Annotated in this window: 13 protein-coding genes; 9 read left to right on the forward strand and 4 right to left on the reverse strand. The window is 60.7% G+C overall.

The genetic code is table 11. From position 1 onward, the window contains the following. Positions 1-228 precede the first annotated feature (228 nt). Genes FHL16_RS11535 through FHL16_RS11545 form a run of 3 tightly spaced genes read right to left on the reverse strand, consistent with a single transcriptional unit; the run spans position 229 to position 2,603 of the window. Positions 229-615 carry a hypothetical protein gene (locus FHL16_RS11535; RefSeq protein WP_010463070.1) on the reverse strand — a complete coding sequence of 129 codons (387 nt, stop codon included), beginning with the start codon at positions 613-615 and terminating at the stop codon, positions 229-231. Positions 616-623: 8 nt separating this feature from the next. Continuing rightward, a complete protein-coding gene (locus FHL16_RS11540) occupies positions 624-1,052 on the reverse strand; it encodes a DNA polymerase III subunit chi (protein WP_010463068.1) in 429 nt (142 codons plus the stop codon). 60 nt (positions 1,053-1,112) lie between these two features. After that, complete coding sequence (locus tag FHL16_RS11545) at positions 1,113-2,603, reverse strand: leucyl aminopeptidase (RefSeq protein ID WP_077748278.1); 1,491 nt, start codon at positions 2,601-2,603, stop codon at positions 1,113-1,115. Between the two features lie 307 nt (positions 2,604-2,910). Between FHL16_RS11545 and lptF the strand changes: the two genes are divergently transcribed. The 8 genes from lptF (at position 2,911) to pdxJ (ending at position 11,327) form a co-directional block, all read left to right on the forward strand. Next, the gene (lptF, locus tag FHL16_RS11550; protein ID WP_077748279.1) at positions 2,911-4,029 is read left to right on the forward strand and encodes an LPS export ABC transporter permease LptF; all 1,119 of its coding nucleotides are present in this window, start codon (positions 2,911-2,913) and stop codon (positions 4,027-4,029) included. Then, on the forward strand, positions 4,022-5,083 hold the full coding sequence (gene lptG, locus FHL16_RS11555; protein WP_077748280.1) for an LPS export ABC transporter permease LptG: 1,062 nt from the start codon (positions 4,022-4,024) through the stop codon (positions 5,081-5,083). The genes lptF and lptG overlap by 8 nt, the downstream gene beginning before the upstream one ends. A gap of 171 nt (positions 5,084-5,254) precedes the next feature. Continuing rightward, on the forward strand, positions 5,255-7,054 hold the full coding sequence (lepA, locus tag FHL16_RS11560; protein WP_042932348.1) for a translation elongation factor 4: 1,800 nt from the start codon (positions 5,255-5,257) through the stop codon (positions 7,052-7,054). A gap of 5 nt (positions 7,055-7,059) precedes the next feature. Beyond that, a complete protein-coding gene (gene lepB / locus FHL16_RS11565; RefSeq protein WP_010463058.1) occupies positions 7,060-7,914 on the forward strand; it encodes a signal peptidase I in 855 nt (284 codons plus the stop codon). Between the two features lie 184 nt (positions 7,915-8,098). Beyond that, the gene (rnc, locus tag FHL16_RS11570; RefSeq protein WP_010463056.1) at positions 8,099-8,788 is read left to right on the forward strand and encodes a ribonuclease III; all 690 of its coding nucleotides are present in this window, start codon (positions 8,099-8,101) and stop codon (positions 8,786-8,788) included. Then, the gene (era, locus tag FHL16_RS11575) at positions 8,781-9,683 is read left to right on the forward strand and encodes a GTPase Era (RefSeq protein ID WP_010463054.1); all 903 of its coding nucleotides are present in this window, start codon (positions 8,781-8,783) and stop codon (positions 9,681-9,683) included. Before rnc ends, era begins: the two co-directional genes overlap by 8 nt. Positions 9,684-9,849: 166 nt before the next feature. Next, positions 9,850-10,533, forward strand: a complete 684-nt coding sequence (gene recO / locus FHL16_RS11585) for a DNA repair protein RecO (protein WP_077748281.1) — start codon at positions 9,850-9,852, stop codon at positions 10,531-10,533. A gap of 47 nt (positions 10,534-10,580) precedes the next feature. Then, positions 10,581-11,327 carry a pyridoxine 5'-phosphate synthase gene (gene pdxJ, locus FHL16_RS11590; protein WP_077748282.1) on the forward strand — a complete coding sequence of 249 codons (747 nt, stop codon included), beginning with the start codon at positions 10,581-10,583 and terminating at the stop codon, positions 11,325-11,327. A 129-nt stretch (positions 11,328-11,456) separates the two neighbouring features. Here the strand turns inward: pdxJ and mltF are convergent, their stop codons facing one another. Next, positions 11,457-12,917: a membrane-bound lytic murein transglycosylase MltF gene (gene mltF, locus FHL16_RS11595; protein WP_010463047.1), complete on the reverse strand. Its 1,461-nt coding sequence runs from the start codon at positions 12,915-12,917 to the stop codon at positions 11,457-11,459. 274 nt (positions 12,918-13,191) lie between these two features. Here mltF and purL point away from each other — a divergent pair, with 274 nt between their 5' ends. Further along, the gene (purL, locus tag FHL16_RS11600) at positions 13,192-17,088 is read left to right on the forward strand and encodes a phosphoribosylformylglycinamidine synthase (RefSeq protein ID WP_077748283.1); all 3,897 of its coding nucleotides are present in this window, start codon (positions 13,192-13,194) and stop codon (positions 17,086-17,088) included.

A 17,088-nucleotide genomic window follows, 5' to 3' on the forward strand; every position in this document is an offset into this window, starting at 1 on the left:
CCGGCAAGTATAGCGGGGCATGGGGCAGAGGGCGAGCAGGGGCAGACCGGGCGCAGATCAAATGTGGAATGATCCTGTGGCGAGGGAGCTTGCTCCCGCTGGGGCGCGAAGCGGCCCCGACAACAACAAGTGAGTTGTGTCAGGTACACCGTGTGTTCAGGTTTTGCGGTTGCTTTGCAACCGAGCGGGAGCAAGCTCCCTCGCCACAGACGCCCGCTCGACTCAGTGTTATTCGTACTGGCTGAGCAACCGTTCCATCCGCGCATCCAGCCGGCGCTTGATCTCGGTTTCGATATGCGGTGCGAAGTCGTCGATCACGTCTTGCATGATCAACAGTGCTGCCGCACGCAGTTCGCTGTCCAGGTGCAGCAAGGCGTCGGGGCCTTTGCTGGCCGCGGGTGCCGGTTGCGCGGCAGGGGCGGGCGGTGTCGGTTCGACGGTCTGCGGCGCAGCGCTGACGGAGTCGAACAGCATGGGAATCTGTTCCTGGTCACCTTCGATGACCGTGTCGGTCAGCAGCGGCGGTTGCAGGTTGTCATCGCCGAGCAGTTGGCGGATCGACTCAAGGTCATCCAGCAGGTGCGCGGACTTTTGTTGCGGTTTTGGAGTGTCCATCGGAATGCTCAGAGTCGCTGTAAACGGTGATCTTGCAGAGGATAGCCCTGTTCGCGATAGAAACGGAAACTCTCCCGCGCGGCCGCACGAATCGTCGGATCCTCCACGACCACTTCCGCTACACGGGCGAACTTGCTGGCAAAGGCCGGGACTTTCAGGGCAAGGTTGACCAGCAGATCCTGATGTTGACCGCAGTCATCGCCAAGACCCAGGACAATCAAGCTATCCGGCTCGCTTTCGGCAGGACCGTGAGGCACGAAGCTTTCGCCCTTGAAGGCCCACAAACGCGCGTCGAGATCCTCGCGTTGGGCGGCATCGCTGCAATGCAGGTAAATGCGGTGGCCCATGCGCCAGGCTTTTTCGGTGAGCTTGCAGGCGAAATCCAGCCGTGCCGACGGATCGGCGCTGGGCAGGACATAGAAGTCGACTTTGGTCATTGCGGTTCCTGAGCCCGGGGCTGCGTCACTCGAAAGCAACGCAGCCCGAGGTCATCGGTTTCAGGCTTTGGCGCGGTCCAGCAGGTATTGGGTCAGCAACGGAACCGGACGGCCAGTGGCGCCCTTGTCCTTGCCGCCGCTGGTCCATGCGGTGCCGGCGATGTCCAGGTGCGCCCAGTTCAGGTTCTTGGTGAAGCGCGACAGGAAGCAGGCGGCGGTGATGGTGCCGGCTTTCGGGCCGCCAATGTTGGCGATGTCGGCGAACGGGCTGTCCAGCTGCTCTTGGTACTCATCGAACAGCGGCAGTTGCCAGGCGCGGTCGTCGGCGGACTTGCCAGCGCTCAGCAGTTGAGCGATCAGTTCGTCGTTGTTGCCCAGCAGGCCGGAGGTGTGCGCGCCCAGTGCAACGACGCAAGCGCCGGTCAGGGTCGCGATGTCGATCACGGCTTGCGGCTTGAAGCGCTCGGAGTAGGTCAGGGCATCGCACAGCACCAGACGGCCTTCGGCGTCGGTGTTGAGGATTTCCACGGTCTGACCGCTCATGGTGGTGACGATGTCGCCCGGGCGCGAGGCATTGCCGCTCGGCATGTTCTCGGCGCACGCCAGGATGCACACCAGGTTGATCGGCAGTTTCAGCTCGAGCACGGCACGCAGGGTGCCGAACACGCTGGCTGCGCCGCCCATGTCGTACTTCATTTCATCCATGCCCAAGCCAGGCTTGAGGCTGATGCCGCCGGTGTCAAAGGTGATGCCTTTACCGACCAGTGCGTAAGGTTTTTCGGATTTCTTGCCGCCGTTGTATTGCATGACGATCAGGCGCGGTGGCTGGGCGCTGCCCTGGCCCACGGCGTAGAACGAGCCCATGCCCAGGTCCTTGATCTTCTTCTCATCGAGGACTTCGACTTTCAGGCTCTTGAATTCCTTGCCCAGGTTCTTGGCTTGTTCGCCAAGGAAGGTCGGGTGGCAGATGTTCGGCGGCAGGTTGCCCAGGTTGCGGGTGAACGCCATGCCGTTGGCAATCGCAGTGGCGTGGGCCACAGCGCGCTCGACTTCGGCCTGTGCCGCCTTGATGGTCACCAGGGTGATTTTCTTCAGGGAGCGAGGTTCGGCTTTCTGGCTCTTGAACTGGTCGAAGGTGTATTCGCCATCCACCAGGGTTTCGGCCAGCAGGCGGGTCTTGCCGTAGCTGTCGCGGCCCTTGACCACGATTTCGTCCAGCGCCAGAACGGCGTCGGTGCCGCCCAGGCCTTTAAGGGTATTGAGGACGCCGGCGATGATTTTACGGAACGGGCGGTCGCCCAGCTCTTCGTCCTTGCCCACGCCGACCAGCAGAACGCGTTCGGCCTTGAGGTTCGGCAGGCTGTGCAGCAGCAGGCTCTGGCCGACTTTGCCGGCCAGGTCGCCGCGCTTGAGTACAGCGCTGAGGGCGCCGCCGCTCAGTTCGTCGAGTTGTCTGGCAGCGGCGCCGAGCTTGCGGCCTTCGCCGACGGCGACCACCAGAGTGGCGGTCTTCAACGTTTCTGGGCTAACGCTCTTTACAACCAGTTCCATGTCCGGGTCCCTGAATGAATGGTCAACGTGCGCGGGCAAAACGGCGGCGCACAGACGCTTGCTTATAGATAGAAAGACGCAGGTCACGGCCCGCGACAAAGGCCGCAGTTTGAACCTCGCTCCCTGCGCCTGACAACCCTCGGTTGTACGATCTTCAACGCATTACCCGCCTGCTTGAGCATGCGCAGTGACAGGCGCACCCAATCACAGGATAATGCGCCAACTTTTTCGGCGGCTCTGCCCTGCGGGCTGTCTGATACGTTTGCTTGTTTGGCCGCCTTAGCCTGACAACCCTGGAGTGTCTGGTTTGATTGTCTTCCGTTATCTGTCCCGCGAAGTCCTGTTGACCTTGAGCGCCGTCAGCGCCGTGCTGCTGGTCATCATCATGAGTGGGCGCTTCATCAAATACCTTGCCCAGGCGGCCTCGGGCCTGCTGGATCCGGGCTCCCTGTTCCTGATCATGGGCTTTCGTCTGCCAGGTTTCCTGCAACTGATCCTGCCGTTGGGCCTGTTTCTCGGGATCCTGCTGGCCTACGGTCGCCTGTACCTTGAAAGCGAAATGACCGTGTTGTCGGCCACCGGCATGAGCCAGCAACGTCTGTTTGCCATGACGCTGTTTCCGGCCACGCTGGTTGCGCTGGTCGTGGCCTGGCTGAGTCTGAGCCTGGCGCCACAAGGTGCCAATCAGTTCCAGTTGCTGCTGAACAAGCAGGATGCGCTGACCGAGTTCGATACCCTTGAGCCGGGTCGCTTCCAGGCGCTACGTGACGGGACTCGGGTGACCTACACCGAAACGCTGTCGGATGATCGCATCAACCTCGGTGGCGTGTTTATTTCGCAAAAGAACGTCTCGTCCGATAAGAAGGATCGCGGGATCTCCGTGCTGGTGGCCGAGAAGGGTCGTCAGGAAATCCGCCCTGACGGCAATCGCTACCTGATTCTCGACAACGGCTATCGCTACGACGGTAACCCGGGGCAGGCCGACTACCGGGCGATCAAGTACGAGGAATACGGCGTATTGCTGCCCAAGCCGGACGTCAGCGACGAAGTCACCGACCGCGATGCAATGACCACCCGTTCCTTGATCGGCAGCGATGACATTCGTTCGCGCACTGAGCTGCAATGGCGTCTGTCCCTGCCGTTGCTGGTGTTCATCGTGACCTTGATGGCGGTGCCGCTATCGCGGGTCAATCCACGTCAAGGCCGTTTCCTCAAGCTGCTGCCGGCGATTCTTCTTTATATGGCTTACCTGAGCATCCTGATTGCCGCGCGCGGCGCCCTCGAAAAAGGCAAGATCCCGCCGGCGCTGGGGTTGTGGTGGGTTCACGGCATCTTCCTGGCCATTGGCCTGGGCTTGCTCTACTGGGAGCCGTTGCGCTTGAAGATGGCGAGTCGCCGCAGTGCGCTGGAGGTGGCTCGTGGTTAAGCTCGATCGCTACATTGGTAGCAGCGTATTCGTAGCCATCCTGGCGGTGCTGGGGATTATCCTTGGCCTGGCGACCCTGTTTGCCTTCATCGATGAGATGAGTGAGGTCAGCGACACCTACACCTTGGTGGACGTCTTGAGCTACGTCTTGCTGACCGCGCCCCGTCGTTTGTACGACATGTTGCCGATGGCGGCACTGATCGGTTGCCTGATCGGCCTTGGTAGCCTGGCCAGCCACAGCGAACTGACGATCATGCGCGCCGCCGGTGTGTCGGTCGGCCGGATCGTCTGGGCCGTCATGAAGCCGATGCTGGTGCTGATGGTGGCGGGGGTGCTGATCGGCGAGTACGTCGCGCCGGCCACCGAAGTCACCGCTCAGGCCAACCGTTCCCTGGCTCAGGGTGGCGGCGATGCACAGAGCGCCAAGCATGGCTTGTGGCATCGCCAGGGTGACGAGTTCATTCACGTCAACTCTGTGCAGCCGAACGGTCTGCTGTACGGCGTCACCCGTTATCGTTTCGACAATGAGCGTCATATGCTGTCGTCCAGCTTCGCCAAGCGGGCGAAGTTCGATCAGGATCACTGGCAGTTGAGCGACGTCACCACCACGCTGTTCCATGAAAAGAGCACCGAAGTGGTCACGGCACCGGAAGAGCGTTGGGATGTTGCCTTGAGTCCGCAACTGCTGAGCACGGTGGTGATGTCGCCTGACACGCTGTCGATCAGCGGTCTGTGGGGTTACATCCACTACCTGGCTGACCAGGGCCTGAGCAACGGCCGTTACTGGCTGGCATTTTGGGTCAAGGTGTTACAGCCGCTGGTGACCGCCGCGCTGGTACTGATGGCGATTTCCTTCATCTTCGGGCCATTGCGCTCGGTGACCCTTGGTCAGCGGGTCTTCACTGGCGTGCTGGTCGGCTTCACCTTCCGCATCGTCCAGGATTTGCTGGGGCCTTCGAGCCTGGTGTTCGGTTTTTCGCCGCTGTTTGCGGTGCTGGTTCCGGCGGGTGTCTGTGCCCTGGCCGGTGTCTGGCTGTTGCGCCGAGCCGGCTGATCAGGGCGTTTCCCCGACCTCGCTGGTGATAAAAAACGCCCCTGTCGCAAGACCGGGGCGTTTTTGTAGGTGCCGTCTGACCTGCGAACGTGACGCTTGCGCCGTGGATCAGGTACAATTCCCGGCTATTTTTCGGCGGGCTATGCCTGCAGCCTTTTTGAGTGTTGATCCGTGAGTGATTTGAGTCATATCCGCAATTTCTCCATCATCGCCCACATTGACCATGGCAAGTCGACGCTGGCCGATCGTTTCATCCAGATGTGCGGCGGCCTTGCCGAGCGCGAAATGGAAGCCCAGGTGCTGGACTCCATGGACCTGGAACGTGAACGCGGGATCACCATCAAGGCCCACAGCGTCACCCTGTATTACACCGCTCGCGATGGCATCAAGTACCAACTGAACTTCATTGACACCCCGGGCCACGTTGACTTCACCTACGAAGTCAGCCGGTCGCTGGCGGCCTGTGAAGGCGCGTTGCTGGTGGTCGATGCCGGTCAGGGCGTTGAAGCGCAGTCTGTAGCCAACTGCTACACGGCGATCGAGCAGGGCCTGGAAGTCATGCCGGTCCTGAACAAGATCGACCTGCCGCAGGCTGATCCGGACCGCGTCAAAGAAGAAATCGAAAAAATCATCGGCATCGATGCCACCGATGCGGTCGAGTGCAGTGCCAAGACCGGCCTGGGCGTCGACGAAGTGCTCGAACGCCTGGTTCACACCATTCCTGCGCCGACCGGCAACTACGAAGATCCGCTGCAAGCGTTGATCATCGACTCCTGGTTCGACAACTACCTGGGCGTCGTTTCCCTGGTCCGCGTGCGTCACGGTCGCGTGAAGAAGGGCGACAAGATCCTGGTCAAGTCCACCGGCAAGATCCACCTGGTGGACAGCGTCGGTGTCTTCAACCCGAAACACACCGCCACCGTTGACCTGAAAGCCGGCGAAGTGGGCTTCATCATTGCCGGCATCAAGGACATTCACGGTGCACCAGTCGGTGACACCCTGACCCTGAGCTCCACGCCGGACGTTGACGTGCTGCCAGGCTTCAAACGTATCCAGCCGCAGGTCTATGCCGGCCTGTTCCCGGTCAGCTCCGACGACTTCGAAGATTTCCGTGAAGCCCTGCAAAAGCTCACGCTCAACGATTCGTCCCTGCAGTACACCCCGGAAAGCTCCGACGCCCTGGGCTTTGGCTTCCGTTGCGGGTTCCTCGGCATGCTGCACATGGAAATCATCCAGGAGCGCCTGGAGCGCGAGTACGACCTGGACCTGATCACCACGGCGCCGACCGTAATTTTCGAGCTGTTGCTGAAAACCGGTGAAACGATTTACGTCGATAACCCGTCGAAGCTTCCAGACCTGTCCTCGATCGAAGACATGCGTGAACCGATCGTGCGGGCCAATATTCTTGTGCCGCAAGAGCACCTGGGCAACGTCATTACCCTGTGCATCGAAAAGCGTGGCGTGCAGCACGACATGCTGTTCCTCGGTACGCAGGTCCAGGTGACCTACGATTTGCCGATGAACGAAGTGGTCCTCGACTTCTTCGACCGTCTGAAGTCCACCAGTCGCGGCTATGCTTCGCTGGATTATCATTTCGATCGTTACCAGTCGGCTAATCTGGTGAAACTGGATGTGCTGATCAACGGTGACAAGGTCGACGCCCTGGCGCTGATCGTGCACAAGGATAACGCGCACTACAAAGGTCGCCAGTTGACCGAGAAAATGAAAGAACTGATTCCGCGCCAGATGTTCGACGTCGCGATCCAGGCCGCCATTGGCGGGCAGATCATTGCGCGGACCTCCGTCAAGGCACTCAGAAAGAACGTATTGGCCAAATGCTACGGCGGTGACGTTAGCCGTAAGAAAAAACTGCTTGAAAAGCAAAAGGCCGGTAAGAAACGCATGAAGCAAGTCGGCAACGTGGAAATTCCACAAGAAGCCTTCCTTGCGGTGCTCAGGTTGGATAGTTAGGTCCTATGTCACTAAATTTCCCGCTGTTGCTGGTCATCGCCGTGTTCGTCTGCGGCCTGTTGGCGTTGCTCGATCTGCTGTTCCTGGCGCCTCGGCGCCGGGCTGCCATCAACTCCTATCAGGGGAGTGTCAGCCAGGCTGACATGGTGGTCGTCGAGAAACTGAACAAAGAGCCGCTGCTGGTCGAATACGGCAAGTCGTTCTTCCCGGTGTTGTTCATCGTGCTGGTGCTGCGTTCGTTCCTGGTGGAGCCGTTCCAGATTCCTTCCGGCTCGATGAAACCGACCCTGGACGTAGGCGACTTCATTCTGGTGAACAAGTTTTCTTACGGGATCCGCTTGCCGGTGATCGACAAGAAAGTCATCGAAGTCGGTGATCCGCAGCGCGGCGATGTGATGGTGTTCCGCTACCCGAGCGATCCGAACGTCAACTACATCAAGCGTGTGGTGGGCCTGCCGGGCGACCAGATTCGCTACACCGCCGACAAGCGTCTGTTCGTCAACGGTGAATCGATTGCCGAACAACTGGTCGGCTCCGAGCCGGGCACGTTGGGCAGTGCCGAGCTCTACAAGGAAAAACTCGGTGTCGCCGAGCACCTGATTCGCAAGGAGATGAGCCGCTATCGCGCATCGCCGGACCGTTCATGGACCGTGCCGGCCGGGCACTACTTCATGATGGGCGACAACCGCGACAACTCCAACGACAGTCGCTACTGGGACGATCCGAGCATTCCCAAGGATCTGCTGGGCATGGTTCCCGACAAGAATATCGTCGGCAAGGCCTTCGCAGTCTGGATGAGCTGGCCGGAACCCAAACTCAGTCACCTGCCGAATTTCTCGCGGGTTGGCCTGATCAAGTAATCACACACGGCGCTGTTGAACACAGCGCCGAATGCATTTCTGGAGTCGGCACAATCGGCGCCAGAGGCATGAAAACAACGATATTCAGGACGTAATTTTTGAACACAGCGTTAATTGTCCCAAGCCTGCGTCGTATCACGGCCATGGCGGTGGAATCCAGCCACGAACTCAGCGTGGGTAAACCGTGAGCGTCTCCTTAAGCCGTCTAGAGCGTCAGCTCGGCTACACCTTCAAGGATCAGGAGCTGATGGTCCTGGCCCTGACTCACCGCAGTTTTGCCGGGCGCAACAACGAACGCCTGGAATTCCTCGGTGATGCCATCCTCAACTTCGTCGCTGGCGAGGCGCTGTTCGATCGCTTCCCGCTGGCCCGTGAAGGCCAGTTGTCGCGTTTGCGCGCACGTCTGGTGAAAGGTGAGACGCTGGCCGTACTGGCCCGCGGTTTCGATCTGGGCGAATACCTGCGCCTGGGCTCCGGTGAGTTGAAAAGCGGCGGGTTCCGTCGCGAGTCGATTCTGGCCGATGCCCTCGAAGCGTTGATCGGTGCGATCTACCTGGACGCTGGCATGGACATGGCGCGCGAACGCGTGCTGGCCTGGCTGGCCGGTGAGTTCGAAGGCCTGACGCTGGTCGACACCAACAAAGATCCAAAAACCCGCCTGCAGGAATTCCTGCAATCGCGTGGGTGCGAGCTGCCGCGTTACGAAGTGGTGGATATCCAGGGTGAGCCGCATTGCCGGACGTTCTTCGTCGAATGTGAAATCACCTTACTGAATGAAAAAAGCCGAGGTCAGGGTGTGAGTCGTCGTATTGCCGAACAGGTAGCGGCCGCCGCAGCACTGATTGCCCTGGGTGTGGAGAATGGCAATGACTGATTCAACTGCAACTCGCTGTGGCTATGTTGCCATCGTCGGCCGTCCCAACGTGGGCAAGTCCACGCTGCTGAACCACATCCTGGGTCAGAAACTGGCGATCACCTCGCGCAAGCCGCAAACCACCCGCCATAACATGCTGGGCATCAAGACCGAAGGCGCCATCCAGGCTGTCTACGTCGACACCCCGGGCATGCACAAGGGCGGCGAAAAGGCCCTGAACCGCTACATGAACAAGACCGCCTCGGCGGCGTTGAAAGACGTCGACGTGGTGATCTTCGTGGTGGATCGCACCAAGTGGACCGACGAAGACCAGATGGTCCTCGAGCGCGTCCAGTACGTGACCGGCCCGCTGATCGTGGCGCTGAACAAGACCGATCGCATCGAAGACAAAGCCGAACTGATGCCGCACCTGAGCTGGTTGCAGGAGCAGCTGCCGAACGCGCAGATCATGCCGATCTCGGCCCAGCACGGGCACAACCTTGAAGCGCTGGAGCGGGTGATTGCCGGTTACCTGCCGGAAAACGATCACTTCTTCCCGGAAGACCAGATCACCGACCGCAGCAGCCGTTTCCTCGCCGCAGAACTGGTGCGCGAGAAAATCATGCGCCAGATGGGCGCCGAGCTGCCGTACCAGATCACCGTCGAAATCGAAGAGTTCAAGCAGCAGGGCAAAACCCTGCACATCCATGCCTTGATCCTTGTCGAGCGTGACGGCCAGAAGAAAATCATCATTGGCGACAAGGGCGAGCGCATCAAGCGCATCGGCACCGAGGCGCGCAAGGATATGGAATTGCTGTTCGACTCCAAGATCATGCTTAACCTGTGGGTGAAAGTGAAAGGCGGCTGGTCCGACGACGAGCGCGCATTGCGTTCGCTGGGCTACGGCGACCTGTAACACCGGATCCAGATACACCGAAGAACCCCTGTGGGAGCGAGCCTGCTCGCGATGAGGACCTGAAATTCAACATCACTGTTGACTGGCAGACCGCAATCGCGAGCAGGCTCGCTCCCACATTGGTTTCTGGTTGTTTATAAGATCGCGTTTCATCATTGAGAACTCCATGTCCCAGCCCATTGGCCAACCCGCCTACGTCCTCCACTCCCGCGCCTACCGCGAAAGCAGTGCGTTGGTGGACTTCCTCACGCCGCAAGGTCGGCTACGGGCGGTGTTGCGCAGCGCGCGGGGCAAGGCCGGGACATTGGCGCGGCCCTTCGTGTCGCTGGAAGTGGAGTTTCGCGGGCGGGGTGAGCTGAAGAACGTTGGGCGAATGGAAGCCGCCGGTGTTTCAACCTGGCTCAACGGCGAGGCGCTGTTCAGCGGCCTCTACCTCAACGAACTGCTGATCCGCTTGCTGCCCGCCGAAGACCCGCACCCAGGCGTGTTTGATCACTACGCTGCGACGTTGCTGGCGCTGGCCGAAGGCCGACCGCTGGAGCCGTTGCTGCGATCCTTCGAGTGGCGCCTGCTCGACGATCTCGGTTACGGTTTTGCCCTGACCACCGACATCCACGGCGAGCCCATTGCTCCGGACGGTCTGTATCGTTTGCAAGTGGATGCTGGCCTGGAGCAGGTCTATCTGCTGCAACCCGGTCTGTTCAACGGCACCGAGCTGTTGGCCATGGCTGAGGCTGACTGGACCGCACCCGGTGCGCTGTCCGCCGCCAAGCGTCTGATGCGTCAGGCATTGGCTGTTCACTTGGGCGGTCGTCCGCTGGTCAGTCGCGAGCTGTTTCGCAAGCCGTAGTCTCCCCGTATGCTGTGCGCCGAATCTTTAAATTCAGGAGCGCTTCCGTGACCACCAGCAATCGCATTCTTCTTGGCGTGAACATCGACCACGTTGCCACTCTGCGTCAGGCCCGGGGCACTCGTTACCCGGATCCGGTCAAGGCAGCGCTGGACGCGGAAGAGGCGGGGGCTGACGGCATCACCGTGCACCTGCGCGAAGACCGTCGACACATCCAGGAGCGCGACGTGCTGTTGCTCAAGGATGTACTGCAAACCCGCATGAATTTCGAAATGGGCGTCACCGAAGAAATGATGGTGTTCGCCGAGCGCATCCGCCCGGCGCACATTTGCCTGGTCCCGGAAACCCGTCAGGAACTGACCACCGAAGGCGGCCTGGACGTGGCAGGGCAAGAGGCGCGGATCAAGGCGGCGGTGGATCGCCTGTCGAAGATTGGCTGTGAGGTGTCGCTGTTCATCGATGCAGACGAGCGGCAGATCGAAGCGTCCCGTCGTGTGGGGGCGCCGGCTATCGAGTTGCACACCGGTCGTTATGCCGATGCCGAGACACCGACCGACGTGGCGCAAGAGCTGAAGCGTGTGGCGGATGGCGTAGCGTTTGGCCTGGCTCAGGGGCTGATCGTCAATGCCGGCCACGGCCTGCATTATCACAACGTTGAAGCGGTGGCCGCGATCAAGGGCATCAACGAACTGAACATCGGCCATGCGCTGGTGGCGCATGCGTTGTTTGTCGGGTTCAAGTCGGCGGTGTCCGAGATGAAAGCATTGATCTTGGCTGCGGCCTTGAAGGGCTGAGACCGAGGTGCTGCCTTCGCGGGCAAGCCTCGCTCCTACAGGTCCGTGTTGTGCCGCAACTTTGCATACGACACCGGCCCTGTAGGAGCGAGGCTTGCCCGCGAAGGCGTCCTCAAAAGCAACCCAGATTTAAAGCTGCGGGGTTTCCTGATTCGGCTTGGTCTTGTCGACCCCCGGCACATGCAGGTTGCCTTCAGCCACCTGATTGCCTTCAAGCTGTGGCTGCGTGACCCACGTCAGGATGTCGTAGTAACGACGGATGTTCGCCACGAAGTGCACCGGCTCGCCGCCCCGGGCGTAGCCATAACGCGTCTTGCTGTACCACTTCTTCTCTGACAGGCGCGGCAGGATCTTCTTCACGTCCAGCCACTTGTCCGGGTTCAGGCCTTCTTTCGCCGCCAGTTTGCGCGCGTCATCCAGATGGCCGCTGCCGACGTTATAGGCCGCCAGTGCAAACCAGGTGCGATCCGGCTCCTGGATCGATTCGTCCAGCTGATCCTTCATGTAGGCCAGGTATTTGGCGCCGCCCATGATGCTTTGCTTGGGGTCGAGGCGATTGGATACGCCCATGGCCTGCGCGGTGTTCTGGGTCAGCATCATCAGCCCGCGAACGCCGGTCTTGGACGTGACCGCGGCTTGCCATAACGACTCCTGATAACCGACGGCCGCCAACAGGCGCCAGTCGACTTTCTCTTTCTTGGCGTAGGCCTTGAAGTGTTGCTCGTACTTGGGCAGGCGTTGCTGCAAGTGTTGTGCGAAGGTGGTGGCGCCCACGTAACCCAGTACGTCGACGTGCCCGTAATAGCGGTCCTTCAGGCGTTGCAAGGTGCCGTTTTTCTTCACCTTGTCGAGGTAGGCATTGATCTCGTTGAGCAAGCTGTTGTCGTCGCCAGCGGCCACCGCCCAGCTCTGGTTGCTGGAGTCACCGAGGTCGAAGGCTACTCGCACGTTGGGGAAGTAGACCTGGTTCATCGCGACTTCGTTTGAATCGACCAGGGTCAGGTCGATCTGATCTTCATCGACCATCCGCAGCAAGTCGACGACTTCAACGGCGTCGGACTCTTCGTATTCAATGCCGGGGTATTTCTTTTTCAGCTCCGCCAATTGCTCGGCGTGGGTGCTGCCCTTGAGCACCATGATCTTCTTGCCGACCAGGTCGCCAGCATCGGTTGGCCGCGATTGGCCGTTGCGGTAGATGACCTGCGGGGTGACTTCGAGATAGGAGTGGGAAAACCGCACCTGTTGTTTGCGTTTCTCGCTGCTGACCAGACCGGCAGCAGCCAGCACCGGGCCGTTAGGCTTGCCCACCTGATTGAACAGGTCGTCGAGGTTGTCGGCGGTCTCGATCTTGAGTTCCACCCCCAGATCGTCGGCGAAGCGCTTCACCAGCTCGTATTCGAAGCCGGTTTCACCGTTGCGATCCTGAAAGTAGGTGGCGGGGCTGTTTCGGGTAACCACCCGCAGCACACCATCCTCCTTTACGCGCTCCAGCGTGTTGGGTTTATCAACACAGCCACTGAGCATCAGGAAGAGTCCGGTTGCGATCAGCCATTTGGCGAACCGCGGACGCAAAGCCGTTGGGGAAAACATCTGCGCAGTATACGCAAAGGACCACGAGCGCCATATCTCGACAGCGAAGGGCTTGTCTGCTAGGCAGCGTAAAACCCGCTTGGAGCCCGCAGGAATGGGCCCGAACGGTAATTTGTGACATAAAAAATAACCCTCGGCGAACCGCTGTTTAAGGTCCAAATGCCCGGCCCGACGTTCGGGTGCACCCGCGCGCACCGTTTCGGGTGATGTCGCGGGCGGTTTAGGCTAGAATGCACGGCCTCAAAGCACACCCCTTCCCGAGGCTGTCCCGAAGATGTTGATCCTGCGCGGCGCTCCTGCCCTTTCTGCCTTTCGCCACAGCAAACTCCTTGAGCAACTGAGCCAGAAGGTCCCGGCTGTCAGCGGCTTGTATGCTGAATTCGCTCACTTCGCCGAAGTCACCGGCGTCCTGACCGGCGACGAACAGCAGGTGCTCGCGCGCCTTCTGAAGTACGGCCCAAGTGTTCCGGTACAAGAGCCGACCGGTCGTCTGTTCCTGGTGTTGCCACGTTTCGGCACCATCTCGCCATGGTCCAGCAAGGCCAGCGACATCGCTCGCAACTGCGGCCTGAGCAAGATCCAGCGCCTGGAACGCGGCATCGCGTTTTACGTGGCCGGTCAGTTCAGTGACGCCGACGCGCAACTGATTGCGGACGGTCTGCACGACCGCATGACTCAAATCGTGTTGGGCAACCTCGAACAAGCCGCCGGCCTGTTCAGCCACGCCGAGCCGAAACCGCTGACCGCGATTGACGTGCTGGGTGGCGGCCGCGCCGCGCTGGAAAAAGCCAACACCGAGCTGGGCCTGGCCCTGGCCGAAGACGAGATCGACTACCTGGTCAACGCCTTCGTCGGCTTGAAGCGCAATCCTCACGACATCGAACTGATGATGTTCGCCCAGGCGAACTCCGAGCACTGCCGTCACAAGATCTTCAACGCCAGTTGGGACATCGACGGTCAGAGCCAGGAAAAAAGCCTGTTCGGCATGATCAAGAATACCTACGTGATGCACAGCGAAGGCGTTCTGTCGGCTTATAAGGACAACGCTTCGGTGATCGTCGGTAACGTCGCCGGCCGTTTCTTCCCGGACCCTGAAACCCGCCAGTACGGTGCGGTGCAGGAACCGGTGCACATCTTGATGAAAGTCGAAACCCACAACCACCCGACCGCGATTGCCCCGTTTCCGGGCGCGTCCACCGGCAGTGGCGGCGAGATTCGCGACGAAGGTGCTACCGGTCGTGGCGCCAAGCCAAAGGCCGGCCTGACCGGTTTCACCGTCTCCAACTTGCAGATCCCGGGCTTCGAACAGCCGTGGGAAGTGCCGTATGGCAAGCCTGAGCGCATCGTTACTGCGCTGGACATCATGATCGAAGGCCCACTGGGTGGCGCCGCGTTCAACAACGAATTCGGCCGTCCAGCCCTGACCGGTTACTTCCGTACCTTCGAACAGTCGATCACCACCCCGCGTGGCGACGAAGTTCGCGGTTACCACAAGCCGATCATGCTGGCCGGCGGTATGGGTAACATCCGTGCCGAACACGTACAGAAAGGCGAGATCACCGTTGGCTCCAAGCTGATCGTCCTCGGCGGCCCGGCAATGCTCATCGGCCTGGGCGGCGGCGCCGCTTCCTCCATGGCCACCGGCACCAGCTCGGCAGACCTGGACTTCGCTTCCGTACAGCGCGAAAACCCTGAGATGGAACGTCGCTGCCAGGAAGTCATCGACCGTTGCTGGCAACTGGGCGACAAAAACCCGATCAGCTTCATCCACGACGTCGGCGCGGGTGGTCTGTCCAACGCCTTCCCGGAACTGGTCAACGATGGCGACCGTGGTGGCCGCTTCGAACTGCGCAACATTCCAAACGACGAGCCGGGCATGGCCCCGCACGAAATCTGGAGTAACGAATCCCAGGAGCGCTACGTTCTGGCGGTCGGCCCGGCCGACTTCGAACGCTTCCAGGCGATCTGCGAACGTGAGCGTTGCCCGTTCGCCGTGGTTGGCGAAGCCACTGCTGAGCCGCAACTGACGGTCACCGACAGTCACTTCGGCAACAGCCCGGTGGACATGCCGCTCGAAGTGCTGCTGGGCAAAGCCCCGCGCATGCACCGTTCGGCCGTTCGTGAAAACGAACTGGGCGACGATTTTGATCCGTCGACCCTCGACATTGCCGACTGCGTCGAGCGCGTGCTGCATCACCCGGCCGTGGCGAGCAAAAGCTTCCTGATCACCATCGGCGACCGCACCATCACCGGCCTCGTGGCCCGTGACCAAATGGTCGGCCCGTGGCAGGTTCCGGTGGCTGACGTTGCCGTCACCGCCACCAGCTTCGACGTCTACACCGGTGAAGCCATGGCCATGGGCGAGCGTACTCCGCTGGCACTGCTGGACGCTCCGGCGTCGGGCCGCATGGCCATCGGCGAAACCCTGACCAACATTGCCGCTTCGCGCATCAACAAGATCTCCGACATCAAACTGTCGGCGAACTGGATGTCCGCTGCCGGTCACCCGGGTGAAGACGCGCGTCTGTACGACACCGTGAAAGCGGTTGGCATGGAGTTGTGCCCGGACCTGGGCATTACCATTCCGGTGGGCAAGGACTCCATGTCCATGGCCACGCGCTGGAACGACGAAGGCGTCGACAAGACCGTGACCTCGCCGATGTCCCTGATCGTAACCGGTTTCGCGCCAGTGGCTGACATCCGTCAGACCCTGACCCCGGAACTGCGCATGGACAAGGGCACTACCGACCTGATCCTGATCGACCTGGGCCGTGGCCAGAACCGCATGGGCGCCTCGATCCTGGCCCAGGTTCACGGCAAGCTCGGTTCGCAAGCGCCGGACGTCGATGATGCCGAAGACCTGAAAGCTTTCTTCGCCGTGATCCAAGGCCTCAATGCCGACGGTCACCTGCTGGCCTACCACGACCGTTCCGACGGTGGTCTGCTGACCAGCACCGTGGAAATGGCGTTCGCCGGTCACTGTGGCCTGAGCCTGAACCTCGACGGTCTGGCTGAAACCTCCGCCGACATCGCCGCGATCCTGTTCAACGAAGAACTGGGCGCCGTGATCCAGGTTCGCCAGGACGCCACGCCGGACATCCTCGCGCAGTTCAGCGCTGCCGGTCTGGGCGAGTGCGTGTCGGTGATTGGTCAGCCGATGAACAACGGCCAGATCAACATCACCTTCAACGGCGAAACCGTGTTCGAAGGTCAGCGTCGTCTGCTGCAACGTCAGTGGGCTGAAACCAGCTACCAGATCCAGCGTCTGCGTGATAACGCCGACTGCGCCGAGCAAGAGTTCGACGTGCTGCTGGAAGAAGACAACCCGGGCCTGAGCGTCAAGCTGAGCTACGACGTCAACCAGGACGTCGCCGCGCCTTACATCAAGAAAGGCATCCGCCCACAGGTTGCCGTGCTGCGTGAGCAGGGCGTCAACGGTCAGGTGGAAATGGCGGCCGCGTTCGACCGCGCCGGTTTCAACGCGATCGACGTGCACATGAGCGACATTCTGGCCGGCCGTGTCGACCTGAACGAGTTCAAGGGTCTGGTGGCTTGCGGCGGTTTCTCCTACGGCGACGTATTGGGTGCCGGTGAAGGCTGGGCCAAGTCCGCGCTGTTCAACAGCCGTGCTCGCGATGCGTTCCAGGGCTTCTTCGAACGCAACGACAGCTTCACCCTCGGCGTGTGCAACGGTTGCCAGATGATGTCCAACCTGCACGAGCTGATCCCGGGCAGCGAGTTCTGGCCGCACTTCGTGCGTAACCGCTCCGAGCAGTTCGAAGCGCGCGTGGCGATGGTTCAGGTCCAGGAGTCGAACTCGATCTTCCTGCAAGGCATGGCCGGTTCGCGCATGCCGATCGCCATCGCTCACGGTGAAGGTCATGCCGAGTTCGCCAGCGAAGAAGCGTTGCTGGAAGCCGATCTGTCGGGTTGCGTGGCGATGCGTTTCGTCGACAACCACGGCAAGGTCACCGAAAACTACCCGGCCAACCCGAACGGCTCGCCGCGCGGGATCACCGGTTTGACCAGCCGCGACGGTCGCGTAACGATCATGATGCCGCACCCGGAACGCGTGTTCCGCGCTGTGCAGAACTCGTGGCGTTCGGAAGACTGGAACGAAGACGCTCCTTGGATGCGTATGTTCCGTAATGCGCGCGTCTGGGTGAACTAA

The sequence above is a fragment of the Pseudomonas sp. FSL W5-0299 genome, assembly GCF_005930655.1.
Classification (GTDB): domain Bacteria; phylum Pseudomonadota; class Gammaproteobacteria; order Pseudomonadales; family Pseudomonadaceae; genus Aquipseudomonas; species Aquipseudomonas mandelii.